The sequence below is a fragment of the Amycolatopsis echigonensis genome, from assembly GCF_002846615.1.
Lineage (GTDB): Bacteria > Actinomycetota > Actinomycetes > Mycobacteriales > Pseudonocardiaceae > Amycolatopsis > Amycolatopsis echigonensis.
On record NZ_PJMY01000003.1, the window covers coordinates 7,433,216 to 7,458,886 of the forward strand.

Genomic DNA, 25,671 nt, shown 5'->3' on the forward strand with positions numbered 1-25,671 from the left:
CCACCAGCTCGGATCACGGGTAATTCGGGACGTCGACCGGCTTGGTGCCGTCCGGGGTCGCGTCGCCCGTGTCGTTCACGACGTGGGTGATCGTGCCGCGGTGGTTCAGCGACACGGTGAGCAGGCTGTGCAGTTTCACCCCGCCGTTCTGCGGCACCTCGAACGCGTGATAGCTCGAGACGGCCGGGTTGGTGTCGAAGAAGCAGTAGCTGCCCAGGCCCCACGCCTCGTGCGACGTCACGTTCGCGCCGACCTTGTACGCGGCGTACCCGGCGGTGCCGGGCGCGGAATTCCACGAAGCCTGATCCGGGACGTCGTAAGGCATTTCGTTCTGGAAGAAGATCGTCTTCCCGTTCTGGCCGTTCCACACGACCTGGAACTTCTGGTAGTGCTCCACGAACAACCCGGTCGCGGTCACGTTGTCGCCGTTGACGAGCACCCCGGTGTCGGCGGTGTTCGTGGTCCAGCCGACGGTCCCGCTGTCGCCGTGGTCGGCGCGCCACGCCCAGACGTGGTCGACGATCGTGTCGTCGCTGTTCACGACCAGGCTGGTGGTCGCTTTCCCGGCCAGATCGCCGCCGACGCGGAAGAACACGTCCTGCAGCGACGTCGGATTCGCCGCGTGGCTCGTGTGCTTGCCGCTTTCGCCGACGGTCAGCAGGGACTGCGAATTCTGGGTGCCCGCGTCGAACAGCAGGCCCTTCACCCGCACACCGTCCACATCGGACACATGCATCGCGTCGACGCCGTTGTCCGGGATCAGCGTCGGGTAGCCGATGCCGAGCACCGTCGTGCCCGGGCGGGTCACGTTCAGCGTCTGGTCGAGGTGATAGGTGCCGGGGGTGAAGAACAGGTTGCAGCCGGAGTCGAGGGAGCTGTTGATGCTCTCCGCGGTGTCGCCGGGCTTGACGACGCGGAACTGGCTCATCGGGACGGAATCGCCGGGCGTGCCGCCGTTCGCCCAGCTCGGACCGGACGCGTTCGTGCGCAGGGACGGCAGGAAGACGCGGTAGTTGCCGCCGTCGTCCACGTACAGGTACGGCACGTCGCGCGACACCGGCGTGGTGTCGAGCGTCGTTTCCGGCGGGCTCGGGAACGAGTTGGCCGGCGCGCCGGTGGTGCCGGAGAAGACCATGTTCCAGACGCCGCCGTCCCAGCTGCCCAGCGCGGAATCCCGCGTGTACCACTGCTGCTGCGAAACGGACGCGGCCTGCCCGGACACACGGGTGTCGGCGACGTAGCCGCCGCTCGCGTAGCCGTAGCTGGCCGGGTACAGCTGCAGTCCGCCCTTGACGTCCATCCGGCGGAACGGCGCGGCCTGCGACACCGCCCAGCGGTCGCTGCCGCTGGACGGCGTCACGGCCATGTTCTCCGCCGACCGCCAGAAGTTCTGCAGTGCGGAACCCTGGTCGGACTGGTTGAAGGCGTCCACGGTGATGTCGCCGTTGATCTGGACGTCGTCCGGATTCTGTCCGAGGCCGGCGACCGAGGTGTAGAAGCCGACGTTGTCGTGCACCGCGTAGGTGCCCGGTTTGAACAGGTGCGCGACGCGGCCCGAGCCGAACTGCGCGGTCTGCGTGTCCTTCTGCGCCTCGAAGTCCTTGTCCAGCTGGGCCTGGATCGTCGCGGAAGGCATTCCCGGGTCGAAAATGTGCACGTTCGGCCCGAAGTCCGGCTGGTCGGACTGGCCGGTGCAGCCCGCCTGCCCGGACGCTGGGTCCGCGGCGGCGGGGACGGCGAGACCGGCCGCGGCGAGCAGGGCCAGCGCGAGCAGGGCAGGTCCGCGGGATCGGGACGGCCGCCCGGGCGGTCGGGAAGTCCGGTTCATGTGGGGACACCTCCGGCGGTAGGGAATTTGCCCACCAGTTTGTGGTTGGCAACAACAAATTAAACGGCCCCGCCTGTGTCGCCGGTCACAACTCGGTCACAGTTGTCTGGACCACTCGCGCCATTCCGGGTGCCGGAATCGTGATCACTTCCGGGTGACGCAGCCAGCCCCGGGCGGCGTTGTGCCCCACGATGGGCCGTGGACCTGCCACCGTGAAGATCGGAGTCTCGGTGACCCGGACAGCAACGGACAAACCCCGGCGGCTCGGCTTCGCCGCCGCCGCGTCGGCCATGGCGATGGTGTGCGGCGTCGCGACCGCCGGACCGGCCGCGGCCGCGGACTACTCGAAGGCCGGCGAAAATGTGGCTGGTTCACAAATTCTGCGGCACGAGGGCGTGCGGAGCGGGACCCCGCGGCTCGACCCGGCGACCGGTCAGACCCTCGGCCACGACGTGAGCGGACACCAGGGCGCGGTCGACTGGGGCCAGGCCGCGGGCGCGGGCGCCCGGTTCGCCTACGTCAAGGCGACCGAGGGCACCGGATACGTGAGCCCGCAGTTCGACCAGCAGTACAACGGCGCGCACGACGCGGGCCTGGTCCGCGGCGCCTACCACTTCGCCCGCCCGGACGTCTCCAGCGGAGCCGAACAAGCCGACTACTTCATCGCCCACGGCGGCGCGTGGCGCGGCGACGGCACGACGCTGCCGGGCGCGCTGGACATCGAATACAACCCGTACGGGGACGCCTGCTACGGCAAAAACCCGGCCGACATGACCGCGTGGATCGCCGACTTCACCCAGCGCTACCTGGCGAAACAGCGCCGCAGCGCGATCATCTACACCTCGACGTCCTGGTGGAAGCTCTGCACCGGCAACGCGGACGGGTTCGGCGACACGAACCCGCTCTGGCTCGCCCGGTACGCGCCGGAAATCGGCGAGCTCCCGGCGGGCTGGGACAAGCAGAGCATCTGGCAGTTCTCGCGGACCGGCAGCCTGCCCGGCGACCAGAACTACTACAACGGCCCGATGAACCGGGTGGAGGCGCTCGCCAGAGGAGGCGGTTCGTCGGCGTGATCGCCGGAAAAGCCGTACCGGGGAGGGTCCCGGCGTAGTTGGATCGCCGGGTGACTTTCGCGATCGGACTCTTCGACCTCTTCACCTACGCGATCCCGGGCGCCCTGCATCTGGCGGTCCTGGCCTATCTCGCCGGACGGCTGCACTGGGTCGACGTGGGCACCGTCGCCCGCGGGCCGGGCGCGGTGGTCGTGATCGGGATCGTGGTGGCGAGTTATCTGCTCGGGTACCTGGCGTATCCGCTGGGCGCGCGGGCAGCGCGGTGGCTGCCGCGGCGGCGGAAGCGGAACGCGCGAGAGGAATTCCTGCGCCGGAACCCCTCCGCGCGCGGCCAGGCGTTCGTCGAGGCGGACTCGTTTCTCCTGCTCTCAGCGCTGCAACTGCACGACGCCGACGCGGCGATGGAGGCGACCCGGCTGCGCACCGCAGGGCTGATGCTGCGCAACTCCAGCCCGGCGATGGCTTTCGGTTTCGTGGCGTCGGTGGTGGAACTGATCGTCGGGCCGCATCGGGTGTTCGCCGCGTGCGCTGCGGTGCTGTTCGCGGTGACAGGCCCGGCGCTGATCGCGCAGGGACGGTTGATGACGCACTGGGCGAGCGTGAAGACGCTGGAACTCAGTTTTTGGGTGCCGGAGGTGGAGGAGACGCTGGCGGCCAGGCAGAAGACGGAGCGACCTTGATGCGTTCGACGAGCGCGGGGTCGTCGAAGACAGTCACCCCCGCGATCCCGTCCCGTCGGACGTCGAGCACCGCGACGCCGAACGGTTTCCCCTGCCAGCGGACGACGGCTGCGGGCTGACCATTGACGACCGCTCGGTCCATCCGCCAATCGCCGGGACTGCCCACGGCAGCGGCGAACACCTGGGAACAGTCGCCCATGCCCTTGAACCAGGTCCGGCTCGGCAGCAGCTCCAGCGTCGCGTCGGCGCGAAGCACGTTCGTCAAGCCGGAGACGTCCGCGCTCTCGAAGGCGGTGACGTACGCGTCGAGCAGCCGCCGCGCCTGCGGGGAACTGGGCTCGACGACGTCCTCGGGACCGGACTTGACCTCGGCCAGCCGCGCCCGGGCGCGTTGCAGGCTGCTTTTGACCGCGGCGACGGACATATCCATCATCTCGGCGACCTCGGCGGCGGGGAACGCCAGCACCTCGCGCAGCAGCAGCACCGCCCGCTGAGCGGGAGGGAGCGTCTGCATCGCGGCGATCAACGCCAGCCGCAAGTCCGCGCGGTCGCCGGGGAACGGCTCGATCCACGTTTCCGGCGGCAGCACGTCCGGTTGTGCGTCGTCGGCGGGCGCACCGATGCCCGAGGGCAGGGCGCGCCGCCCGCGGTCCCGGACGGCGTTGAGGCACACGTTGGTCGCGATGCGGTGCAGCCAGGTGCGCACCGACGACCGCTCTTCGAAGCCGTCCCAGGCTCGCCAGCCGCGCAGATAGGTCTCCTGGACCGCGTCCTCGGCCTCGTGCCACGACCCGAGCAGCCGATAGCTGTGCGCCAGCAGCTCGCCGCGGAGCGGGGCCGCCGCTCGTTCGAAATCCGTCACCGGACCAGTGTCGACCGCAGCCACGATCCCGCCTTCCCAACCGCCTCGTCGGCCACGGCGGTGTTGCCGGCCGCCATCTGGAACGTGTGGACCTGGCCGGGGAATTCGTCGAGGCGGACCTCGACGTCGGCTTCTCGCATCCGCCGGGCCAGCTCCCTGCTGTCGTCCAGCAGGGATTCTTCGGCACCGGCCTGAAGATATGTCGGCGGAAGCCCGTGCAGGTCCGCGTGCAGGGGCGCCGCGAGCGGGTCGCGCGGATCCGCTCCGGCCAGGTAACCGGCGGCCAGCCCGCGGACTAGTTCTCGGGTGAAGAACGGGTCGCTGCCGGTGTCGTATGTGGTGCCGTCAGCTTCGAGGTCGGTCCATGCCGACAGCAGCAGCAAGGACGCGGGCATCGGCAGGTCCTCGTCTCGGGCACGTGCTGCGAGGCCGACTGCCAGCGTCGCTCCGCAGGAGTCGCCAGCGATGGCGATCGGGCCGGATTCGCTGGTGAGCAGCCATCGATAGGCCGCCGTGACGGTGTCGAGCTGGCTGGGGAACACGTGCTCCGGGGTGAGGCCGTACTCGACGGCGAACGTGCTGACCTCGGCTGCCCTCGCCAGGTGGCCGAACATCCGGCGGTGGATAGCGGCCGATCCGCCCACGAATCCGCCGCCGTGGATCGCCAGGATCGCCGGACCGGCCAGCGCGTTCGGCGGACGCAGCCACAGTCCGGCCGGTGCCGCTATTGCCTCGACCGCGACGTCGCCGGGTTCTGTCGCGAGCGTTTCCCAGGCAGGGGTTTGCTGACCGCGCGCCCGTGCTTCCCAGAGCGCGCGGTTGGGGTCCTGCGTTGTTGTGGTCATGACGGATAGACCCCGGGCGGCCCGGAAAGGAATCGGTCAGCTGCTGGCGGGTTCGCGCCAGATCAGGCTGGCGTCGAGCGCTGTCGTGAGGCAGGTGATCGTTTGCCGGGTGGCTTCGTCGTTGACGTGCTCGGGGAGCCAGGCACAGGCGAGGTAAGCGGCGGCGAGGTCGGCGGTAGCGGAGCCGGCGGCGAGGCATTCCTCGATCTGAGCGAGAGAGGAGCCGGTGCCGGAGGGGAAGCGCGCGCGGTGATCGCGGCGGGCTCGGCGGGGACGCGGTGGACCTGGCTGGTGGCGAGGGCGTCGCTCTCGGCCGGGTCGAGGTCGCGGGCGTCGGCGAGCACGACGCTGGTGTCCGGGACGGGGCGCAGGCCGAGCGTGTCGTCGAACAGGCCAGGTGCGGCCGGTCAACATGGACAGTGCCATCCGCCGATGTAGCTGCTGGGGGAGATGGCGGGAGTGGTGAAGTTGCCGTGGGTGTCCAGCCACAGCACTGCCAGGTCGCGGTGGCGTTGCTGCACCGCGGCTACGGCGGCGCGGCTGGTGGGACAGTCGCCGGCGGCGAGACAGGGAGACGAAGCGGGGTCAGAGCCGTGCCCCGGGGAGAGCGGTGTCGGACGCGTCGTTACTGCACCGCGTTCGTGCTGGCGGAGGTCCCGGCCGCGACGGGAAACCGCGGCCGGGATTCCACAAAGGACAGTCTCAGCGACCCCGGAACCGCGCGGCCAGCGCCGCGATCGGGGAGCGTCGTCCTCGCAGCGGGACTTCGCCCGAGGTGATGTCTGCCAGCAGCGTGGCTACCGTTTCCCGGGCGCACGTCCGGTTCGCGCCGATTCCGCCCGACGGGCCGCGCTTGATCCAGCCCACGACGTACGCGCCGGTCCGGCCCTCGACCCGTCCCGCGGTGTTCGGGATCGTTCCGGCCGCCTCGTCGAACGGCAGGCCCGGCACCGGACGACCCCGGTAGCCGACGGCGCGCACGACCTGGCCGGCGGCGATCTCGACCGGTTCGGAAGGGCCTTCGACCCGCAGGCCGCGCACCTGCCGGTCGCCGGTGATCTCGACCGGGGCCGAGTGGAAGCGCAGCACGATTCGGCGGGGGCCGTCCGCGGGCGGGGCGGTCCAGTCGACCGTCTCGCGGTCCAAGTCCCGCAGCAGCGCGGCTTTTCCGGTGCCCGCATCGATCGCGGCGGTGGTGCGCGGGTCTTCGGCGTCGACGACGAGCGGCACGGAAGACCGCTGCGCCAGCGCGATCAGTTCGGGGGAGGTGTAGGCGGCGTCTTCCGGGCCGCGCCGGGCCAGCAGCACGACTTCGCGGACCTTGCTGGAGCGCAACCGTTCCAGCGCGTGCGGAGCGATGGTCGTGCCGTCGAGATCGTCCGGGTCGGCGGTGAGGATCCGGGCCACGTCCAGTGCGACGTTGCCGGTGCCGATCAGCACCACCCGCTCCGCGGAGAGGTCGACCGCGTCCGCGGGGACATCCGGGTGGCCGTTGTACCAGGCGACCACCGTCGTCGCGGCGAGGCTGCCGGGCAGATCCTCCCCGGCGAGGCCGAGGGTGCGCGCGGACGAGGCGCCGATCGCGTAGATCACGGCGTCGTGGCGTTCGGCCAGTTCGTCCACCGTCACGTGGCGGCCCACCTCGACGCCGAGCTTCAGCTTCAGCCGCGGGTGGTCGTGGAACCTCGAGAAAGTCTCGCCGATCCGCTTCGTGTCCGGGTGGTCCGGGGCGACGCCGAAGCGCACGAGACCGCCCGCGACCGGCAGCCGGTCGATCAGCGTGACGCGCGCGTTGGTGTGCAGCAACAGGTCTTCCACCGCGTACATCCCGGCCGGGCCGGTGCCGACGACCGCGACGTCCGCGGGCTCGAGGTCGCTCGGGATGTCCCGGTCGAACGTCGGCGGGCCCCAACGGTGGAAGTTGGGCGCCGGGTTCGCGGTGACCTGCGGGCGGTCGGCGAAGAAGTCCGCGTTGATCCCTGCGTACACCTTCATCGAGTCGGTCAGCAGGTCCACCGGGAAGATCGCGTCGACCGGGCACGCGTCGGCGCACGCGCCGCAGTCGATGCAGGACGCCGGGTCGACGTAGAGCATCTCGGTGGTGCCGAAGTCCGGCTCGTCCGGCGTCGGGTGGATGCAGTTGACCGGGCAGACCGACACGCACGTCGCGTCGTTGCAGCAGGTCTGGGTGATCGCGAAGGCCATGTCAGATCAGATTCGCCCGCTTGTAGAACACCAGCGCCGGCTTCGTGAGCAGCCCGCACGAGCCGAGGAACTCCATCAGCCCGGCACAGCTCGAGCGCATCATGGACTTGTGGTGCTCGTTGGCCTTCGCCTCGCGCAGCGCGCGCTCGGCGTCCAGCCCGGCGTTCTTGTACACGTCGCGGTTGACCATGCTGCTGACGATGAAGTACGACGCGATCGCGATGACCAGCGCGTTGAACTGACGGCGCACGGCTCCCGCGCCCTCCAGCTGCTCGCGCGTCTCCTCGCGGGCGAACTTCATGTGCCGCGACTCTTCGACGACGTGGATGTTGTTGATGGTCCGCACGAACGGGACCACGCGCTCGTCGCGCATCCAGTCACGCTGCATCACGTCGAGCACCTCTTCGGCGACCAGGATCGCCGCGTACGCCGCTTCGCCGCCGGCGACCGCCTTGAAAACGCGGCCCAGTTCGACGGCGAGCCGGCGCGGCCGGTACGGGGGAGCGCCGAGCTTCTGCGCGCCGCGGGCGAACATGATCGAGTGGCGGCATTCGTCGGCGATCTCAGTGAGCGCCCACTGGAACGCCGGGTCGGTCGGGTCCTTGGCGTAGAAATCGCGCAGCACCATCTGCTGCAGGATCATCTCGAACCAGATCCCGGTGCTCGCGACCGACGCCGCCTCCTGGCGCGTCAGCTCCTTCTGCTGCTCCGGGGTCATCTCGGCCCAGTAGCTCGTGCCGTAGAGCGTGCTCCACTCCGGGCTGGCCCCGTGGAAGTCCTTGTCCAGCGGGGTTTCCCAGTCGACCTCGGTGGCCGGGTCGTAGGACAGGGTCGCGGAGGAGTCGAGCAGCCGCTGCGCGGTCTCGTGCCGGCCGGACGGGGCTGCTTCCGGTGCTCGTTGCACGTCTGCGCTGGTCATTCGGTCCTCCCTGAGCGACATTGATTAGGCGTTACCGCGGTTCACTGTTACCAAAGGTAACACCTATCTGGCCGTATCGCGAGAGGCACCGGCGAACGGGGTGTCGTCCGTTCGGGCAATCGGCCCGGGAAGGGGGCGCTGACCTGGCAGGATGAGCCAGGAACGCCTCTCCTGACCTCGGAGGAAACGCTGTCGTGACGCAACCGCCGCAGCCCGGCCAGCCGCCCTATCCCGGCGCGGGGTCGCAGCAGTACTCGCCGTTGCCGCCTGCTTACGGCGGGCAGTCGCCTTACAGCGGTCAGTTCGCGACGCAGCCGCCGATGCCGCAACCGTCGGCACCGCAGACCGCGTATTTCGGGGCCGCTGCCGTCGCCGCCGCGACGTTGGCCTCGGTCATCGGCCTGGTCGCCACGATCGGCTTCATCGTGGCCGTCATCCGGATGATCGACCATCCGTCGTCGAGCAGGCTGCTTTCCAACGGGATCGCCGGCGCGGCGGACCTAGCGATCGCGGCCCTCACAGTCGCCGGCGCGATCGGACTGTTCAAGCGTTCTCCGGCGGGCCGCATCTGCGTGCTCGTCGGCAGCAGCTTGGCGATACTGGACATCGTCGTCTTCATGCTCGTCGGTCTCGGTTCCAGTTTCGTCCGGAGGAGCGCGCCGCCGACCCTGCAGATGACGTTCCCGAGCGGCTTCCTGTGGCTGATCGTGCCGGTCGCCGCGCTGGTGCTGGCCGCGCATCGCGCGACCGGCGCGTGGCTGCTGCCGAAAACCCCGCCGCCGCCGTACCACCCCGGCTGGTGACCGGCCGCGAAGAAATCCTCCGCACCCCGCGGCTGCGGCTGACCACCTGGGTGCCGGAGGACCTGGACGATCTCGCCGAACTGCACGCCGACCGGGCGGTGATGCAGCACATGACGACCGGCCCGCAGACCCGCGCGGCAACCCGCGAACGGCTGGAGACGTTCATCGCCGAACACCGGGCGCGGGGCTGGTCGAAATGGCGCGTCGAAGGTGCGTCGGCATTTCTCGGCCGGGCCGGGTTCGGCCTCGCGCACGGCAGCGGACACCGGGAAGTCGGCTATCTCCTGGCGCGCACGGCGTGGGGCGCGGGGCTCGCCACTGAGCTGACGCGGGCGCTCCGGCAGTGGCACGAAGACCACCCGGACCCCGCTCTCGCAGCGGAACTTCGGGCGTATGTGCTGCCCGGCAACGCGGCGAGTTGCCGCGTGCTCGAGAAAGCAGGCTTCCGGGAGATCGGCGAGGAGGACGGACAGCTCGTCTTCGAATCAGGCGGTTCCTGACCGGCGCAACCTCGGCAACACCGCTAGCCACAGCAGAACGGTCGCGACCCCGTACGCCACTGTCATAGTCAGGCTCATCGACAACGGCGTGGTCCCACCCAGCGACACGAGCGGCGCGACGATCGGCCCGATCGCGAACGACGACGTCCCCAGCAAGGCCGCCGCGGTTCCTGCTCGCCGGCCATGGTCGGCCACGGCGAGCGCGTTGCCGTTCGCCTGCGTGGTCCCGCCCGCGAACATCACCAGCGCCAACGGAATCAGCAACGCCGCCAGCCCGGCCCCGAACAACACCGCACCCAGCATCGTCACGGCCGCCGCCGTGGTGAAGGTCGTGCCCAGCACGTACATCCGGACCGGCCCGGCACGCCGCACCGCCGCCCGGTTCGCCTGCGCGCCGAGCACCGACATCACCGCGTTCGCCGCGAAACACGCGCTGAACAGCTGCGGCGACAACGAGAATCCGTCCTGCAGCACGAAACTGATCGACGCCAGGTAGGTGAAGAACGCCGCTCCGCCGCAGGTGCTGACCAGCAGGAATCCCACGAAAAGCGGGTCTTTCAGCAACACCCGGAACTCGCCGCTGTCGCTGCGCCGACGGCGGGCCTCGCGCGGCAGGCTCTCCGGCAACGCGGTCGCGGCGACGATCAGCAACGCCGCTCCGATCCCGGCGAGGACGCCGAAGATGCCGCGCCACCCGACGACCGCCGCCAGCTGTCCGCCGACCACCGGAGCCACGATCGGCGCGAGCGCCCCGACGGTGGTCAGCAATGCCAGCAGCCGCACCAATTCGACGCCCTCGGCTAGGTCTCGGGCCACGGCCAACGACAGAACGATTCCGGCCGAACCGCACAGCCCTTGGAGGAATCTCGCCGCGAGCAGCACCTCGATCGACGGCGCGAAGGCGCAGACCAGGGAGAGCACGGTGAACAGCCCGATCCCGGCCAGCAGCGGACGCCGCCTGCCGAACCGGTCGCTCAACGGGCCCACGACGAGCTGGCCGAAGGCGAGCCCGAGCATGCACACCGACATGGTCGCCTGGGCGAGGCTCTCCCCGGCGCGGAGGTCGTCGGCGAGTCGCGGGAGGGCGGGCAGGTACAGGTCCATGGAGATCGGGCCGAAGACCTCCAGCAGCCCCAGCACGATTGCCATTCGGAACGCGGTTGGACGTCTCTTCGCCGGTGCTTCAGTTTGCAGTGGCTTCATCCGGCACGCAGGATCCGGTGCAGCCACGAAAGCCGGGTCGCGACTGCGGAGCGGGAGACCTCCGCATCGGGGGAGAAACCGGCGAAGCCGTGGTAGCCGCCAGCCCAGACGTGCAGTTCTGCCTGTCCGCCCGTCGCCCAGATCCGCAGGGCGTACTCGGTCGTCTCGTCCCGGAAGACTTCCGCGGCTCCGACGTCCAGGTACGCGGGCGGCAGGCCGGACAGATCGGTCATTCGCGCCGGGACCGCGTAGGGCGAGGCTGCGTCGGTGCCCCGCGCCGGACCGAGCAGGGCATTCCAGCCGGTGTCGTTGTTGTTGCGGTCCCAGGCGCCTAGTCCGTCGTATTGCTGGGCGGACACGGACTCGTTGCGGTCGTCGAGCATCGGGCACGCCAGAAGCTGTCCGGCGATGGCTGGGCCGTTGCGGTCCCGGGCCAGCAGGGCGACGCCGGCCGCGAGGCCGCCGCCCGCGCTGGCGCCGGTGACGACGATTCGGGACGGGTCGATGCCGAGTTCGCTGGCGTGTTCGACTGTCCACAGCAGACCGGCGTAGCAGTCCTCGACGGCGGCTGGGGCCGGGTTTTCCGGTGCCAGCCGGTATTCCACTGAGATGCCGACCGCGCCGAACCGCAGGACGTCGTCGACCAGGCCGTCCAGGCCGAAGAATCGGTTGCCGAGCACCATTCCGCCGCCGTGGATGCTGTACAGGGCGGGCGCGTCGGCGACTCGCGAGGCGGGACGGACGACGGTGAGCACGATGTCGGGCGCGCCCTCGGGACCGGGAACGGTGCGCTCGGCCAGTTCGACCGGGCGGTCGCCGACGATTTGCTCGGCAGGCGGGATGATCGTCGCGAAATGCGCGCGGTTGGCGAGGATCGTGTCGGCGCGCAGCGGGATTCGCTCGACCAGGTCGAGGAAAGCGGCGAGTCCAGGTTCCAGTTCCGGGTCGTAGGGCACTGGCGGGACGCTCATCTGCCCGCCTTCCCGAGGATCCGGCGCAGCCACGAGTTCCGGGTTTCGAGCGCGGCCTTGCTGATCGGCCAGTCCGGCACGTACATGTCGAACCCGTGGAAGGCACCCGCCCACACGTGCAGTTCGGCCTGACCGCCGGTCGCCCAGATGCGGAGCGCGTACTCGGTGTCCTCGTCGCGGAACGGCTCCGCGCTGCCGACCTCGATGAACGCCGGGGGCAGGCCGGACAGGTCGGTCGCGCGGGCCGGGGCGGCGTAGGGGGAGACATCGTCGGTGCCGACCGCGTCGCCCAGCAGCGACTGCCAGCCGGCGAGGTTGGCTTCCCTCGTCCACGTGCCCAGGCCGGGGTACTGCTGGCTCGCGATGGTCGTATTGCGGTCGTCGATCATCGGGCACAGCAGCAGCTGACCCGCGATGGCCGGGCCCTTTCGATCACGGGCGAGCAGCGACACCGCCGCGGCGAGACCGCCGCCCGCGCTGCCGCCCATCACCACGACGCGCGACGGGTCGATGCCGAGTTCGCCCGCGTGCTCGACTGTCCACACGAGACCGGCGTAGCAGTCCTCGACCGGCGCGGGGTGCGGGTGTTCGGGCGCGAGCCGGTATTCGACGTTCACCGCGACGACGTTCAGCTCCAGCACCAAAGCCAGCAACCGGGGGACGTCCATGTTGCGGTGGCCGACCATCATGCCGCCGCCGTGGATGTTGTAGAGCGCGGGCAGGGCGCCGTCGCTCTCGCGCGGGGAGAGGATGGTGATTTCCAGGTCCGGCGCGCCTTCCGGGCCGGGGATGGTCTGCTCGACGACGGTGACCGGCGCGTCGCCGACGGCTTCCGCGGCGGGCGGGAACATCTCGGCCATCGCGCGGCGCAGGCCGGGGATCGTCTCCGGGGTGAACGGCGGCGCGTCGGCCGGGACGATCTCGGCGAGCGCGGGCTCGATCTCCGGGTCGAACGGGACGGGGGGATAGGTCAAGACAGCCTCCTCGGCGAGGGCGGATTGGTGGTGGTTCAGGGACCCTCGGGATCGACGGCGTCGCGGTCCGCCCAGAACGGCTCCACCAGCGCGCGGATCTGCTCGGCCCCGACCTGCTCGACCAGCTCGACCGCGGCGAGGTTGTCCTCCAGCTGTTCCATCCGGGTCGCGCCGAAAAGGGTCGTGACGTTCGCGGGATGCGTCAGCGTGAACGCGACCGCGAGCCGGGCCGCGCTCGTGCCGAGTTCCTCCGCGACCTTCACGACCTTGGGCGCGTCGCGGACGATGCGTTTGCGGACGTCGCCCGGGTCGCGGCCGATCTCGCGGGTCAGCTTGGTGCGCCCGGCGAGGATGCCGCCTTCGAGGACGTCGGAGGCCTGCATCACGAAACCGTCGGCGAACAGCCGGGCGAACGGTTCGCCGTCCGGAATGGACCGGCGGCCGATGCTGTACTTAAGCTGCGCGATCTGCGGTCCGGGCACCTGCAGGGCCTCGGCGATTTCGCGCAGCCGCGCGATGTTCCCGGCCGACCAGTTGTTCACGCCCCACGCCCGGATCAGGCCGGACCGAGTCAGCCCGGCGAGGTCTTCGACCAGATCCTCGAGGGCGACGTCGTCGCGGCGCAGGTCGCCGAGGATGACCAGGTCGGCGACGTCGAAACCACCGCGCAGGAACGCGTTTTCCAGCTGCGGCCGGAATCCCTGGTCGCTGAAGCCTTCGATCCACAGCTTCGCCGAGACCAGGTAGTCCTCGCGCCGGATGTGCGCGGCACGCATGATCGCGCTCCACAGCACGTCGGTGAACACCGGCGGGTGGCCGGGCCTGCCGTAGACGCCGACGTCGAACAGGTTCACGCCGGCCTCGACCGCGGCGCGGACCATCGCGACCGCGTCGGCGAAATCCATCCGGTCGTAGGTATGCCACGAACCGAGCGACAGCAGCGAAACGTCCAAACCGGACCTGCCGACCTTGCGGCGGGGCAGCGGCGAGGATGCGGACACGAGACCTCCTTGGCTCGTAAGGGAAGGGTGATCAGGGAAGACGGGGATCGACGACGGCTTTCGTCTCGTCCAGCCGGTGCATGGCCTCGATCCGCTCGCTCGCGCCGGACAGGCCGACCGGGCTGCCGAACAGCCGGTCCCACGGCATCCGGGAGGCGAACGAGCCGAAGAACTCGATCGCATGGTGGTAGTCGGCGATGTCGCCGTTGAGCGAGCCGACGACGGTCAGCTCCTTGCCCATCACCGTGCCGAGCGGGACCGGCGTCGGCTCCGGCCCGGTGCTCCCGACGATCACGACCCGTCCGCGCTGTGCCGCCATCGCGACTGCCTCGCGGCCGATCGACGGCGCACCGGCGAAGTCCAGTACGAGGTCACCGCCGCGGCCGCCGGTCAATTCGGTGACGCGCTCGACGATCGCGTCCGAACCCCCGGCGACGTCGACCACCTCGTCGGCACCGAACTCCTTCGCCAGCTCAAGTCGCGATGCGGGCGCGCCGACGGTGGTGACGCTGCCCGCCCCGCTCAGGTGCGCGACCGCGGTGGCGAACAGGCCGAGTGCGCCGGATCCCTGCACCACTACGCGAGATCCGGGCCGGACGCCGCCGACGCGGTCGAACGCGCGCAGCACGGTTTTCGCCGCGCACCCGGCCATCGCGGCCCACGTGTCGGGCACCTCGGCGGGCAGCAGCAGCTTCGCCGCGCCCGGGACGACGTAGGCGTATTCGCACAACCCGGCGGTCGCGAACGGCGGGACGTCGGACCGCTGCAGGAATCCGTAACCGCGCCGCGAGCACGCGACCGGCTCACGCAGCACAGTGCAGCCGTAACATTCGCCGCAGGTCGATTCGGACCAGCCGATCCTCGCCCCGACAGCGATCTCCCGGCCGAGTGCGTCGCGCGTGTCCGGTCCGGCCGCGACCACTTCGCCGACCATCTCGTGGCCCAGCACCATCGGCAGCATGCCTGGAAAACTCATCTTCCCGGACCAGATCTCCACGTCCGTGCCGCACAGCGTCGCGCACGAGACGCGGACCAGCGCCGCCCCGGCCTCGAGCGCGGCGGGCAGCGGGAGTTCGGTCAGCTCCAGCGGCGCGCCGTGCTCGGTCAGCACCGCGGCGCGGGTGGAAGTCGGGACGGTCATGGGAAACCTTTCCGGGGACTGGCGGGCCCTGAGCGGCCGTGTGATGGGTTAGTCTACGGACGTCGACAAAAATGTCGAGTCCCCGAATCCCTCCAGGAGCGCCTGTGCCGACCTCAGTTGCGGACCTCGTCGTGCGGGCAGCGGCGGTGCACACCATGGCCGGCGCCGCGCCCGCGACCGCGCTGGCGGTGCGGGACGGACGCGTGCTGCGCGCCGGAACCGACGCCGACGTGCGGGAGCTGATCGGCCCCGGCACGAAGGTGCTCAACCTCGGCGACCGCGCGGTGCTTCCGGGCATCAACGACGCGCACCTGCACGGCGCCTGGCTCGGCGCGCTGTGGCCGGCCACCCTCTTCGCCGACGACGGCACGCCCGGAGCCGGCCCGGAAAAGCCGCTGCGCACCGCCGCCGAACGCCGGGCGGCGATCCTCCGTGCGGGCGAAATCCTTGCCGCACTGGGCATTACGAGCTATACCGAACCCGGTCTCGGTCCGGGGGAGGACGACGGGCGCATCGGCGCGTTCGGCATGTCCGTCGTCGAGCAGTACCGGGAACTGGCCGCCGAAGGTCTCCTGCGGGCACGGGTGACCGCGCTCTGGCTGTACGGCGAACTCGACGGCCCGAGCACCTTCGACACCTTCCGCACCGGACTGACCACAGTGGACGGATCGAGCCCGGACCCGCGCCGGCTGAACTTCCGCGGGGTGAAGATCTTCGCCGACGGCATCCCGCCGATGCGCTCGGCCTACACCCACCACTGTTACGCCGACGGCAGCCACGCCCACCTGCTCGTCGGCGGCGCGGACGACCCGGAGCGCGAGGAAAACTTCACCCGGATGGTCCTCGCCGCGCACGAGGCCGGGCTCCAGGTCGGGGTGCACGCGACCGGAGACCGGGCGATCGAGCTGATGCTGGACGCCGTCGAACGGGCCCGGGAAGAACGCGACGTCGATCTCGGGCACTACGTCATCCACGGCGACCTGGTGAACGCGGCGCAGCTCAAGCGGATGGCCCGGCTGGGGGTCGGGCTGTCCGCTCAGGCGGGGATCGCGGTGCGGACCGCCGGGGTAGTCGACACGGCGCTGGGGCTGGGCAGCTCGGAGACCGCGTGGCCGCTTCAGGAGGCACTGGACGCCGGGGTTCCGCTGTGCCTGACATCCGACGCGCCGGTCCTGCCGCCGGACTGGCGCAAGGAAATCGCCGCGGCGGACCAGTGGATGGGCCCGGCCGAAGACGTGCGGCAGCGGATGGAAACCCTGCTGCGCTGCTACACCGTGCACCCGGCTCAGCAGGACGGTGCCGCGTCGTGGAAAGGCACGCTCGCGCCGGGGATGGCGGCCGATCTCTGCGTGCTGTCCGCGGATCCGTACGCGGTGACCCCCGCCGAGCTGCCCGAGGTCGAGGTGGACCTGACTGTCCTGGATGGACAGATCGTCTTCGAGCGCTCGGGGCTGTTCGCGTAGATGCGAGGTCCGTGAAGGACTCCTCGCGGGAATCAGATACCCGCGAGGAGCCCTTCACGGACGGCTGGCTCAGGTGAGCAGCTGGCCGCCGTCCACCGGGAGGCTCGTTCCGGTGATGTGCGCGGCGGCCGGGCTCGCCAGGAACACCACCGCGGCGGCGACGTCCTCGACCGCGGCCATCCGGCCGTCCGGGATCCGCGCCACCCACGCGTCGTGCGCGGGCGAGCCGGGCGGCATCGCGGCCGCGAGCATCGGCGTCGCGACCGGGCCGGGCGCGACCGCGTTCACCCGGATCCCGTGCTCCGCCAGTTCGATCGCGGCCCATCGGGTCAGCGCGTCCACCGCCGCCTTGCTGCTTTCGTACCCGCCCATGCCCGGCGTCGGCTGTCGTCCGCCGATCGAGGACAGGTTGACCACGACGCCCGGTTCGCCGCGCTCGACCATCCGGCGGGCGACCAGCTGCGTCATCAGGAACGTGCCGTGCACGTTGGTCGAGAGAATGCGCAGCAGGTCCGCGCCGGGCAGGTCCAGCAGCCGGCCGTGGACGCTCAGGAGGCCGGCGTTGTTGACCAGGACGTCGATCGGACCGACCTCGTCGAGGGTCGCGGCGATCGCGGTTTCGTCGGTGATGTCCACCCGGATTCCGCGCCCGCCCAGCGGTTTCGCGGCTTCCTCGGCACCGTCGAGGTCGGCGAGCACCACGGAATCGCCGGCCTGGGCGAAGGCGGCTCCGATCGCGCGGCCGATGCCGCCGGCGCCTCCGGTGATCAGCACGGTACGGGCAGCGGGCATCGTCGTTTCCTTTCGCCGGGAGCGGGGTTCGCGGGCTTATAGTATACAAGCGTAGAAAATAAATCCCTTGACTCGCAGGAGGAATCGTGGCGACGGATCGACCTGGACTGGGCCCGGCGTTCCCGCGCGTGCCGGCGTTGTCGCTCGGCTCGTGGAACACCTGGGACCGGATGGATTTCGACGACGCGGTGGCGCTGATCGCCCGGGCGGCCGAATTGGGGCACGCCTTCTTCGACGTCGCGCACTACGACATGGGCCCGCATGCCGAGGGCTCCACCACCGACCAGATCTTCGGCCGCGCGGTGCGCGAGGCCGGACTCGCCCGTGAGGATTGGCTCTACTGCGGGAAACTTTGGCTCTGGGACTACCCGAACGTCGGCTTCTCGCAGCAGATGAACGTCTCACTGGAACGCGTCGGCGTCGAGTCGGCCGATCTGGTCGTGGTCGGCGACTACTTCGGCGAAATCGACCTCGAGCGGGTCGTCGCGGAGGTCGCCGAGCAGATGGAGGCTGGCCGGTTTCGTGCGTGGGGCGTGAACAATTGGCGCATTGACGATCTGCGCACAGCTTTTGCCATTGCGCGCAAGAAAGGTCTCGCGCCGCCGACCTTCGCGCAGCTCAAATACGGGCTCGCGCGCCGGTCGATGGCCGAAGGCGAGTTCTATGCGCCGCTGTTCGCTTCCGGCGAGTTGACGCTGCAGGCGTCGGATATTTTCGAAGGCGGTTTGCTGGTCGGGAATCTGGAGCCGAATCGCAAGATCGGCGCGGACGTCGGCGGCATCCGTGAGAAGATCGCCGCTGCTTGGCCGACGGTGCGGCGGATCGCCGGCGAACTGGACGCGTCCCCCGCGCAGCTGGGAATTGCCTTCTGCCTGGCCAATCCCGCGACCGCGAACGTCCTCGTGGGCGTATCGCGGCTGGCGCAACTGGAGGACAACGCGGGCGCGCTCGCCTTGCTGGAACGCGTCGGCGCGGACCGGATCCGCGAGCTGACGAGGGACCTGTGGCTCGATCGCGAAGTCGCCGCCGACGGAACCTGGTGAAGGGGCTGGTGTTTTTTGTCGACGTGCGTAGACTAAAGCTCCCCGGGTTGCCCGGAGAGGCATCCCCGACGCCGTGAGGAGCCGCCACATGACGAAACCAGCGCCGGACCGCATCGTCGACATCGCCATCGGGTACATGGGCGCGAAACAGTTGTTCGCCGCCTCGCGGATCGGCTTGTTCCGCGCGCTCGCCGACGGTCCGCGCACGGCGCCGGAACTGGCCGCGGCCACCGGCAGGGGCGAGCAGTTGACCCGGATCCTCGCCGACGCGATGAACGCGCGCGGCCTGCTGGAGCGCATCGACGGCCGCTACGAGCTGGCCGAGGACGCACGGGAGTACCTCGGCGGGGGCGGCACCACGGACCTGGCGCCGTTCCTGACCTTCCTCAACGAAATCAGCTACGGGCACTGGCTCCAGTTCGACGCCACTGTGGACAGTGGCGAACCGGGCGACCTCCGGATGGACGAGGGCCGCTGGGCGACGTTCATGGCGGGCGTGATGCGCTTCAACGCGCTGCACGCGTCGATGCTCGCGCGGGCGTTCGATTTCTCGCCGTACCGCAGCATGCTCGATCTGGGCGGTTTGTCGCCGGAATTCGCGATCGGTGCGCTGCGGGCGAATCCCGCACTGACCGCCCGGTTCGTTTTCGCCCCCGAGTCCACGCAAGGGATCACTGACGCGGTGAACGCGGCCGGGCTCGCGGATCGCACGAGCATCGACCCCGCGCCGACCGAATCCGCGGCACCGGGCGGAGAGCACGATCTGGTGATGGTGAACCACGTCGTGCACCGGTTCACCGCGGAGCAGAACAGGAAAATCCTGGCCAACGCGCGCGCCGCCGCCGCGGACGGAGCGACGTTGCTGCTGCTGGACTTCTTCCTCGACGACAACGAACGGCAACGCCCGATCGACGCGCTGCACGCGGGGGAGTACTTCGTGATCGACGGAACCGTCGTCTATCCGGAGGCGGAAGTCCGCGAATGGCTCCACGGGGCGGGATGGCGCGTATGCGATGTCCTCGCACTGCCCGGAAGCCCGCGCGTGCTGGTCGCCGACGCCGTCTGAAAACGGCCTCTCGGCCGGAGATAACGAACGCATCCGGCCCGTTGATTTTTTAGCCGACAATCGTAGACTATCCGGCACCGCGGCGAGCCGGGCCGCACTCGAAGGCCCGCCGTTCCGGGCGGGGCGCCGAGCGGCCCCGCCGGCGGTCCAGCACCCTGAGAGAGGGACTCAATGACGAGGACAAGGACAGCGGCGTTGTTCGCGGCGGCCGCCGCGGCGCTGCTCGCGATCGCCGGATGCACCGGCTCGGGCGCCGCCGGGGCGGGCGCGGGCACCGACGAGCTGAAGGCGGGCGTGTTCCTCGACGTGACGTCGTGGGATCCGGCCAACGCCGACATCGGCTTCGACGGCCCGTACCTGTCCGCGGTCTACGACCCGCTGATCGCTCTGGACAAGGACGCCAAGCCGGTGCCCGCGCTCGCGAAGTCGTGGGACTGGTCGGCCGACCGGCTGACCCTGACCCTGCACCTGCGCGACGACGTCGCGTTCGACGACGGCCAGAAGTTCGACGCCGCCGCGGCGGTCGAGAACCTCAACCACCTCAAGGCGGGCACCCGGTCCGGCCAGGCGTACGTCGACGTGAAGAGCGTCGAAGCGAAAGACCCGTCAACGGTCGTGCTCACCCTGTCCGAACGCGACGACGCACTGCTCTACTTCATGGGGCTCGGACGCAGCTGGATGGCCTCGCCCAAGGCGATCAAGGCCAATTCCCTCGCCACCGGTCCGGACGGCTCCGGTCCGTACACGTTCGACAAGGCGTCCTCGCAGCCGCAGTCGCAGTACGTCTTCAAGAAGCGCGCGAAGCACTGGGACAGCGCCACCTACCCCTTCCCGACTGTGCGGCTGTTCCCGATCACCGACCAGGCGGCCAGTTTCAACGCGATGCTGTCCGGCCAGCTGAACGTCCAGTTCGCCAACGCGGCCAACCTGCCGAAGGCACAGCAGAACGGCTGGAACGTCGCGAAGAAACCGGCCTCGTGGGTCGGCGTGCAGTTCGCCGACCGCACCGGCAGCCAGGTGAAGGCGCTCGGCGACCAGCGCGTGCGGCAGGCGATCTCCTACGCCTTCGACGCGGCCGGGATCCTCAAGGCGGTGGGCAACGACGCCGGCACGGTCACCGACCAGCTGTGGCCGAGCGGCAGCGAGGTGTACGACCCGGCGGGCAACGGCAAGTACAAGACCGACCTCGGCAAGGCCAAGCAGCTGCTCGCCGAAGCGGGCTATCCGAACGGGTTCAGCCTCAAGATGCCGATGTCCACGATCTTCCAGGCGTGGCAGCCCGCCGCCGAGCAGACGTTCGGGCAGCTGGGCATCAAGGTCGACTGGCAGAACATGTCGATGCCCGACTACCAGAAGAACGCGCCGACGTACCCGATGTTCCTCGCGGTGATCGCGATGGACGGCAACGACATGGCCACGCTGACCGACCAGGTCACCTCGGCGCAGTGGTACAACCCCAAGCCGTCGGTGGACGCCTTCCCGGAGGTGAAGGCGCTCGTGCGGCAGGCGCAGCAGGCCCAGCCCGGCGCGGCGCAGACCGCGGTGCTCAAGCAGCTCAACGCCAAGCTCGTGGACCTCGCCTGGTGGAACGTCTGGTACCAGGCCGACAACCTCTACTTCAGCGTCAAGGGCATCACCGTCACGCCGATCACCGGCATGATGTTCCCGACGCTGCGGTTCATCCAGCGCGGCTGACGCGCCCGTCGTCCCGGGTCCGTCCTTTCCGGACGGACCCGGGGAGGAGCCGGAACATGCTCACATTCATCGTCAAACGCCTGGTGTCCGGGATCCTGCTGCTCGTGCTCGTCACGAGCGGCACGTTCTTCCTGGCGCACACCGCGGTGGGGGACCCGACCGCCGGGCTGCTCGGCAACAGCGCGACCCCCGCGCAGCAGGCCGCGCTGCGCGCCCGGATCGGGTACGACCGGCCGCTGCTCGCCCAGTTCTGGGACTGGCTGTCGCACGCGGTCACCGGCGATTTCGGGACTTCCTGGCGGAATTTCCAGCCGGTCGGCGAACAGATCGCGTTGCGCGTGCCGGTGACGCTGTCGGTCGTCGTCGCCGCGACGCTGCTCGCCGCGATCCTCGGCGTGCTCGTCGGGGTCGTCTGCGGCCTGCGCCCGGGCGGCGTGGTCGACCGCGTGCTGAAGCTCGCGTCGGTGGTGCTGTTCGCGCTGCCCGGGTTCTGGATCAGCCTCGTGCTGGTCACCTGGTTCGCGATCCAGCTGCAATGGTTCCCCGCGGTCGGCTACGTGTCGCCGGACCAGTCGGTGGTCGGCTGGCTGCGGTCCATCGCGCTGCCGTCGATCTCGCTGTCGCTCGGCGCGATCGTGATGATCGCCGAACAGCTGCGCAACGGCTTCCTCCAGGTCGCCAACCAGGACTTCGTCCGCACGCTGCGGGCACGGGGCCTGTCGCCGCGCCGGGTCACGACACACGTGCTGCGCAACGCTTCGCCGTCCGCGCTGACCGTGCTGGCGCTGATGTTCGTCGGCCTGCTCGGCGGCGCGGTGGTCGTGGAGATCGTGTTCAACCTGCCCGGGATCGGTAGCCTGACCCAGTCGGCGTCGCAGATTGGGGACATCCCGGTGCTGCTCGGCCTGACCGCGGTGACCGTCGTGTTCGTCGTGATCGTCAACTTCCTGCTCGACCTCGTGCTCGGGTGGGTCAACCCGAAGGTGCGCGACCGATGACCGCTGCCCCGTTCCCCGCCACGCTCGCCCCGGTGAAGCGAATTTCCCTGCTGCGCCGGTACTTCCGCCGCCCGGTCGGGGTGTTCGCGCTGGCCGTGTTCGCGCTCGTCGTGCTGGCCGCGGTGTTCGCGCCGTGGCTGGCCCCGTACGACCCGAACCACGTCGACTTCGCGCTGACCCACGCCGAACCCGGCAACGGGCACCTGCTCGGCGGAGACTCCGCCGGCCGCGACATTCTCAGCCGGCTGCTCTACGGCGCGCGGACCACCCTGTACGGCGGCGTGATCACCTGCGTCACCGGCGTCGTGCTCGGCGTCCCGGCCGGGGTGGCCGCCGGATACTTCGGCGGCGCGACCGACCGGATCTGCTCGTGGATCAGCGACGCGCTGCAGTCGGTGCCCGGGATGATCGTGCTGCTGGTCGTCGCGGCCGGCACCGGCCAGGACTTCACCGTGCTGATGATCGCGCTCGGCGTGTTCCTCTCGCCCGGCTACTACCGGATCACCCGCGCCCGCGCGCTCACGGTGCGCCGCGAGCCGTACATCGACGCCGCGCGCGTGGCCGGCGTCGGCACACTGCGGATCCTGCGCACGCACCTGCTGCGCGCGGTGTACGCGCCGATCATCGTGCAGACCGCGCTCACCGCCGGGCTCGCCATCGGCATGCAGGCCGGTCTGCAGTTTCTCGGCATCGGTTCGGCGTCGACGCCCAGCTGGGGCCAGACGATGAACGACGGCTTCCTGAACATGCTGACGTACCCGCTGATCCTGCTGTGGCCGTCGATCGCGCTGGGCGTGACGATCGCGGCGCTGGCGTTCATCGGCTCGACGCTCGCCGACCTGGTCAGCGTCCGCGCCGAACAGCCGACGCGCCGCGCGCGGGCACGGGTTCGGGAAGCGCTCGCGGCCCCCGCGTCCTTGCCCAGTGGCGTGGCGTCCGGCGGACACGAACACGCGGCGGCGGACTGCGCGCTGCGGATCGAGAACCTGCGAGTCGGCTACGCGACCGACAAGGGGGTCAAGGAGGTCGTGCGCGGAGTGTCGCTGGACGCGGCGCCCGGCGAGGTGCTCGGGATCGTCGGCGAATCCGGGTCCGGCAAGACGCAGACGGTGTTCTCGGTGCTGGACCTGCTGCCGCCCGGCGGAACCGCGGTCGCCGACGGCATCTGGGTCGGCGGGCGCCAGGTCGGCAACGCGGCGGAGCGGGCGAAACTGCTCGGCCGCGAGATCGGATACGTGCCGCAGGAACCGATGACGAACCTCGACCCGTGCTACCCGATCGGACACCAGCTCGTCGAGCCGCTGCGGCGCGTGCACGGGCTGGACAAGGCCGCGGCGAAGGAGCGGGCGCGGGAGGTCCTGGTGCGGGTCGGGCTCACGGACCCGGACCGGGTGATGGCGAGCTATCCGCACCAGATCTCCGGCGGCATGGCGCAGCGCGTGCTGATCGCGGGCGCGGTGGCCGGGCGACCGTCGCTGCTGGTCGCGGACGAGCCGACGACCGCGTTGGACGTGACGGTGCAGGCCGAGGTGCTGGAACTGCTGCGCGAACTGCGGGCCGAGTACGGGATGGCGCTGGTGATCGTGACCCACAACTTCGGCGTCGTCGCGGACATCTGCGACCGCGTCGTGGTGATGAAGGACGGCCGGATCGTGGAAACCGGTCCGGTGGAACGGATCTTCCGCACGCCGGAGAGCCCCTACACCGCCGAACTGATCAGCGCGTCGCTGGACGACACCGAAGGCCGGGACGAGTTGGACGAAGCCTGGGAACGCCGCGGCCTCGCCCACGCGGCCGGAGAGGAGGCCGGGCGATGACGGGGCCGGCGCCGCTGCTCGCGATCGAGGACCTGGTCGTCGACTACCGGCTCAGCCGCCGGGTCCGATTCCGCGCCCTGAAAGGGATTTCGCTCGACGTCAAGCCGGGCGAATGCGTCGGGCTGGTCGGCGAAAGCGGGTCGGGAAAGTCCACTTTGGGCAAAGCCGTGCTGGGCCTGGCCGCGCCGGAGTCCGGCCGGATCACCTTCGACGGCGAGGACATCACTCACGCCCGCGGTGCGACGCGCCGTCGGCTGGCGAGCGACATCCAGGTGGTCTTCCAGGACCCGTACGGTTCGCTGGACCCGACCATGACCGTCAGCGAAGTCCTCGCCGAACCGCTGGTGGTGGCGGGCACCTCGCGCGCGGAGGCCCGAACGGTGGTCGCGGACATGCTCGACCGGGTGCGCCTGCCCGCCGACGCGGTCCACCGGTATCCCGGGGAGTTCTCCGGCGGTCAGCGGCAGCGCATCGCGATCGCGCGCGCGTTGGTCCGGCGGCCGCGGCTGATCGTGTGCGACGAGCCGGTGAGCGCGCTGGACCTGACCACGCAGGCGACGATCCTCGACCTGTTCCTCGAACTGCAGCGCGAAACCAGCGTGTCGTACCTGTTCGTGTCGCACGACCTCGGCGTCGTGCGCCGGATCTGTCACCGGGTTTCGGTGCTGTACCAGGGAGAGATCGTGGAGTCCGGGCCGACGGCTGCGATCACGCGCGCGCCGGAGCATCCCTACACGCAGCGGCTGCTGCTGGCCGTCCCGGTCGCGGACCCGGCCCGGCAGGCGGAGAGACGGGCGGCCCGGCTGGGGCTCGGATAAGCGCTCCGTCGTCAGGCCGCCTTGGGCCGCACCATGTCCGTGCCCGTTTTCCGGTTCGCCGCTCCCGCGGGCGGGTCGAGCAGGGCCGCATCCGTCGCGGGAGAATACGAGTTAGAGTCTGTAACCATGCCGAAGGTCATCGATCACGATCAGCGCCGACGGGAGATCGTCGAGGTCGCCAAAAAGCTGATCATCGAAGGCGGGTTCGAGGCCGCCACGATGCGCAGCATCGTCACCGCGGCCGGGTTCGCGAACGGTGCCCTCAAGCACTACTTCCCCAGCAAGGACAGCATCATCGCGGCGACGTTCGAGAGCGTGCTGCAGGAGACCTCGCAGCGGATGTCCGAGCTGGATCCTTCGCTGGGCCCTCTCGAATCCCTGCGCGGGTTCGTCGAGGCGGCGATCCCGATGGATGCGCATCAGATCGCGTCCGCCCGGGTGCTGTTGGTGTTGTGGGAGCATTCCGTGGCCAATCCGGACCTTGCTCGGCAGTATCGGGATTTGCTGACCAGCTGGCGGGCTGAGCTGACCTCGCGGATCGCTGCCGCGCGGGGAAGGGGGAGTCGGTGGACGCTCCGGCTATCGGGGTGTTGGCGGACGAGATCATCGCGGTGTCCATTGGGGCGAACGTGACGAGTTTGATGCATCCGGTGGGGAAGGTTGCCGGTCGTTATCGGGCTTATGTGGACGGGTTGATGGCTCGGATCGGGGATTGAGGCCGGGTTTCAGGGGTCGCGGGCGGCTCGTCGCCCTGGCGGGCGACATTGCGCCCGGTCGGTTGCGTGGGGCACCCCGAAGCCAAGTGTGCTGACGGTTCGGGGGTGCTTGTCAAGGCGGGAAAGATGCCTTGACAAGCACCCCCGAACCGCAGGGAGGCTTCGTATCGGGGTGCGGGGAGGTGTGGGTGCCTCGATGGGTGGGTGCGGCGGCTGCGGTTTTTGTGGGTCGTGAAGGGCTCCTTGGGGGGATCAAGG

General features: G+C 70.1%; 23 protein-coding genes. 12 read left to right on the forward strand and 11 right to left on the reverse strand.

Annotation, left to right across the window (positions count from 1 at the left end):
• Positions 1–13 precede the first annotated feature (13 nt).
• Entirely contained in the window at positions 14–1,828 is a 1,815-nt protein-coding gene (locus ATK30_RS40080; protein ID WP_101439906.1) for a hypothetical protein, read from the reverse strand.
• 290 nt (positions 1,829–2,118) lie between these two features.
• Here ATK30_RS40080 and ATK30_RS40085 point away from each other — a divergent pair, with 290 nt between their 5' ends.
• Both ATK30_RS40085 and ATK30_RS40090 read left to right on the forward strand, forming a co-directional pair.
• Positions 2,119–2,901, forward strand: a complete 783-nt coding sequence (locus tag ATK30_RS40085; protein WP_101441319.1) for a lysozyme — start codon at positions 2,119–2,121, stop codon at positions 2,899–2,901.
• 50 nt (positions 2,902–2,951) lie between these two features.
• Positions 2,952–3,581: a hypothetical protein gene (locus ATK30_RS40090; RefSeq protein WP_208637545.1), complete on the forward strand. Its 630-nt coding sequence runs from the start codon at positions 2,952–2,954 to the stop codon at positions 3,579–3,581.
• Here ATK30_RS40090 and ATK30_RS40095 read toward each other — a convergent pair.
• From ATK30_RS40095 to ATK30_RS40110, 4 genes are all read right to left on the reverse strand, one after another.
• On the reverse strand, positions 3,517–4,443 hold the full coding sequence (locus ATK30_RS40095; RefSeq protein ID WP_244194869.1) for an RNA polymerase subunit sigma-70: 927 nt from the start codon (positions 4,441–4,443) through the stop codon (positions 3,517–3,519). The genes ATK30_RS40090 and ATK30_RS40095 overlap by 65 nt on opposite strands.
• A complete protein-coding gene (locus tag ATK30_RS40100; RefSeq protein ID WP_101439909.1) occupies positions 4,440–5,288 on the reverse strand; it encodes an alpha/beta hydrolase in 849 nt (282 codons plus the stop codon). Before ATK30_RS40100 ends, ATK30_RS40095 begins: the two co-directional genes overlap by 4 nt.
• Positions 5,289–5,990: 702 nt before the next feature.
• Positions 5,991–7,493, reverse strand: coding sequence for an FAD-dependent oxidoreductase (locus ATK30_RS40105; RefSeq protein WP_101439910.1), 1,503 nt, complete (start codon positions 7,491–7,493; stop codon positions 5,991–5,993).
• A gap of 1 nt (position 7,494) precedes the next feature.
• A complete protein-coding gene (locus tag ATK30_RS40110) occupies positions 7,495–8,412 on the reverse strand; it encodes an AurF N-oxygenase family protein (RefSeq protein ID WP_101439911.1) in 918 nt (305 codons plus the stop codon).
• 194 nt (positions 8,413–8,606) lie between these two features.
• Here ATK30_RS40110 and ATK30_RS40115 point away from each other — a divergent pair, with 194 nt between their 5' ends.
• Positions 8,607–9,215 (forward strand): hypothetical protein, encoded by a 609-nt coding sequence (locus ATK30_RS40115; RefSeq protein WP_101439912.1) that lies wholly within the window; start codon positions 8,607–8,609, stop codon positions 9,213–9,215.
• Positions 9,212–9,715 carry a GNAT family N-acetyltransferase gene (locus ATK30_RS40120; protein ID WP_208637546.1) on the forward strand — a complete coding sequence of 168 codons (504 nt, stop codon included), beginning with the start codon at positions 9,212–9,214 and terminating at the stop codon, positions 9,713–9,715. The genes ATK30_RS40115 and ATK30_RS40120 overlap by 4 nt, the downstream gene beginning before the upstream one ends.
• Here the strand turns inward: ATK30_RS40120 and ATK30_RS40125 are convergent.
• From ATK30_RS40125 to ATK30_RS40145, 5 genes are read right to left on the reverse strand one after another with little or no spacing between them, the layout of a single operon-like run.
• Positions 9,701–10,864: a multidrug effflux MFS transporter gene (locus ATK30_RS40125; protein ID WP_244194870.1), complete on the reverse strand. Its 1,164-nt coding sequence runs from the start codon at positions 10,862–10,864 to the stop codon at positions 9,701–9,703. The two genes, ATK30_RS40120 and ATK30_RS40125, sit on opposite strands and share 15 nt — an antisense overlap.
• Positions 10,865–10,914: 50 nt before the next feature.
• A complete protein-coding gene (locus tag ATK30_RS40130) occupies positions 10,915–11,889 on the reverse strand; it encodes an alpha/beta hydrolase fold domain-containing protein (RefSeq protein WP_101439915.1) in 975 nt (324 codons plus the stop codon).
• The gene (locus ATK30_RS40135; RefSeq protein WP_101439916.1) at positions 11,886–12,863 is read right to left on the reverse strand and encodes an alpha/beta hydrolase; all 978 of its coding nucleotides are present in this window, start codon (positions 12,861–12,863) and stop codon (positions 11,886–11,888) included. The genes ATK30_RS40130 and ATK30_RS40135 overlap by 4 nt, the downstream gene beginning before the upstream one ends.
• A gap of 35 nt (positions 12,864–12,898) precedes the next feature.
• On the reverse strand, positions 12,899–13,864 hold the full coding sequence (locus tag ATK30_RS40140; RefSeq protein ID WP_101439917.1) for an aldo/keto reductase: 966 nt from the start codon (positions 13,862–13,864) through the stop codon (positions 12,899–12,901).
• Between the two features lie 31 nt (positions 13,865–13,895).
• Positions 13,896–15,005 (reverse strand): zinc-binding dehydrogenase, encoded by a 1,110-nt coding sequence (locus ATK30_RS40145; protein WP_101439918.1) that lies wholly within the window; start codon positions 15,003–15,005, stop codon positions 13,896–13,898.
• A gap of 104 nt (positions 15,006–15,109) precedes the next feature.
• Here ATK30_RS40145 and ATK30_RS40150 point away from each other — a divergent pair, with 104 nt between their 5' ends.
• On the forward strand, positions 15,110–16,468 hold the full coding sequence (locus ATK30_RS40150; RefSeq protein ID WP_208637547.1) for an amidohydrolase: 1,359 nt from the start codon (positions 15,110–15,112) through the stop codon (positions 16,466–16,468).
• 69 nt (positions 16,469–16,537) lie between these two features.
• Here ATK30_RS40150 and ATK30_RS40155 read toward each other — a convergent pair whose 3' ends face one another.
• Positions 16,538–17,260, reverse strand: a complete 723-nt coding sequence (locus tag ATK30_RS40155; protein ID WP_101439920.1) for an SDR family NAD(P)-dependent oxidoreductase — start codon at positions 17,258–17,260, stop codon at positions 16,538–16,540.
• Positions 17,261–17,346: 86 nt separating this feature from the next.
• Between ATK30_RS40155 and ATK30_RS40160 the strand changes: the two genes are divergently transcribed.
• From ATK30_RS40160 to ATK30_RS40190, 7 genes are all read left to right on the forward strand, one after another.
• The gene (locus tag ATK30_RS40160) at positions 17,347–18,303 is read left to right on the forward strand and encodes an aldo/keto reductase (protein ID WP_101439921.1); all 957 of its coding nucleotides are present in this window, start codon (positions 17,347–17,349) and stop codon (positions 18,301–18,303) included.
• A gap of 88 nt (positions 18,304–18,391) precedes the next feature.
• On the forward strand, positions 18,392–19,369 hold the full coding sequence (locus tag ATK30_RS40165) for a methyltransferase family protein (protein ID WP_101439922.1): 978 nt from the start codon (positions 18,392–18,394) through the stop codon (positions 19,367–19,369).
• A gap of 171 nt (positions 19,370–19,540) precedes the next feature.
• A complete protein-coding gene (locus tag ATK30_RS40170; RefSeq protein WP_101439923.1) occupies positions 19,541–21,064 on the forward strand; it encodes an ABC transporter substrate-binding protein in 1,524 nt (507 codons plus the stop codon).
• A 56-nt stretch (positions 21,065–21,120) separates the two neighbouring features.
• Positions 21,121–22,062, forward strand: coding sequence for an ABC transporter permease (locus tag ATK30_RS40175; RefSeq protein WP_101439924.1), 942 nt, complete (start codon positions 21,121–21,123; stop codon positions 22,060–22,062).
• Entirely contained in the window at positions 22,059–23,879 is a 1,821-nt protein-coding gene (locus ATK30_RS40180; RefSeq protein ID WP_101439925.1) for a dipeptide/oligopeptide/nickel ABC transporter permease/ATP-binding protein, read from the forward strand. Before ATK30_RS40175 ends, ATK30_RS40180 begins: the two co-directional genes overlap by 4 nt.
• Positions 23,876–24,697, forward strand: a complete 822-nt coding sequence (locus ATK30_RS40185) for an ABC transporter ATP-binding protein (protein WP_101439926.1) — start codon at positions 23,876–23,878, stop codon at positions 24,695–24,697. The genes ATK30_RS40180 and ATK30_RS40185 overlap by 4 nt, the downstream gene beginning before the upstream one ends.
• 126 nt (positions 24,698–24,823) lie before the next feature.
• On the forward strand, positions 24,824–25,330 hold the full coding sequence (locus tag ATK30_RS40190; RefSeq protein WP_244194871.1) for a TetR/AcrR family transcriptional regulator: 507 nt from the start codon (positions 24,824–24,826) through the stop codon (positions 25,328–25,330).
• The last annotated feature ends 341 nt before the right edge of the window (positions 25,331–25,671 follow it).

Excerpts from the sequence above, each read along its gene's own strand:
- ATK30_RS40080 (WP_101439906.1), bottom strand. The coding sequence starts at position 1,828 with ATGAACCGGACTTCCCGACCGCCCGGGCGGCCGTCCCGATCCCGCGGA.
- ATK30_RS40085 (WP_101441319.1), top strand. The coding sequence starts at position 2,119 with ATGGCGATGGTGTGCGGCGTCGCGACCGCCGGACCGGCCGCGGCCGCG.
- ATK30_RS40100 (WP_101439909.1), bottom strand. The coding sequence starts at position 5,288 with ATGACCACAACAACGCAGGACCCCAACCGCGCGCTCTGGGAAGCACGG.
- ATK30_RS40105 (WP_101439910.1), bottom strand. The coding sequence starts at position 7,493 with ATGGCCTTCGCGATCACCCAGACCTGCTGCAACGACGCGACGTGCGTG.
- ATK30_RS40110 (WP_101439911.1), bottom strand. The coding sequence starts at position 8,412 with ATGACCAGCGCAGACGTGCAACGAGCACCGGAAGCAGCCCCGTCCGGC.
- ATK30_RS40125 (WP_244194870.1), bottom strand. The coding sequence starts at position 10,864 with ATGGCAATCGTGCTGGGGCTGCTGGAGGTCTTCGGCCCGATCTCCATG.
- ATK30_RS40130 (WP_101439915.1), bottom strand. The coding sequence starts at position 11,889 with ATGAGCGTCCCGCCAGTGCCCTACGACCCGGAACTGGAACCTGGACTC.
- ATK30_RS40145 (WP_101439918.1), bottom strand. The coding sequence starts at position 15,005 with ATGACCGTCCCGACTTCCACCCGCGCCGCGGTGCTGACCGAGCACGGC.
- ATK30_RS40155 (WP_101439920.1), bottom strand. The coding sequence starts at position 17,260 with ATGCCCGCTGCCCGTACCGTGCTGATCACCGGAGGCGCCGGCGGCATC.
- ATK30_RS40165 (WP_101439922.1), top strand. The coding sequence starts at position 18,392 with ATGACGAAACCAGCGCCGGACCGCATCGTCGACATCGCCATCGGGTAC.
- ATK30_RS40170 (WP_101439923.1), top strand. The coding sequence starts at position 19,541 with ATGACGAGGACAAGGACAGCGGCGTTGTTCGCGGCGGCCGCCGCGGCG.
- ATK30_RS40175 (WP_101439924.1), top strand. The coding sequence starts at position 21,121 with ATGCTCACATTCATCGTCAAACGCCTGGTGTCCGGGATCCTGCTGCTC.
- ATK30_RS40180 (WP_101439925.1), top strand. The coding sequence starts at position 22,059 with ATGACCGCTGCCCCGTTCCCCGCCACGCTCGCCCCGGTGAAGCGAATT.
- ATK30_RS40185 (WP_101439926.1), top strand. The coding sequence starts at position 23,876 with ATGACGGGGCCGGCGCCGCTGCTCGCGATCGAGGACCTGGTCGTCGAC.
- ATK30_RS40190 (WP_244194871.1), top strand. The coding sequence starts at position 24,824 with ATGCCGAAGGTCATCGATCACGATCAGCGCCGACGGGAGATCGTCGAG.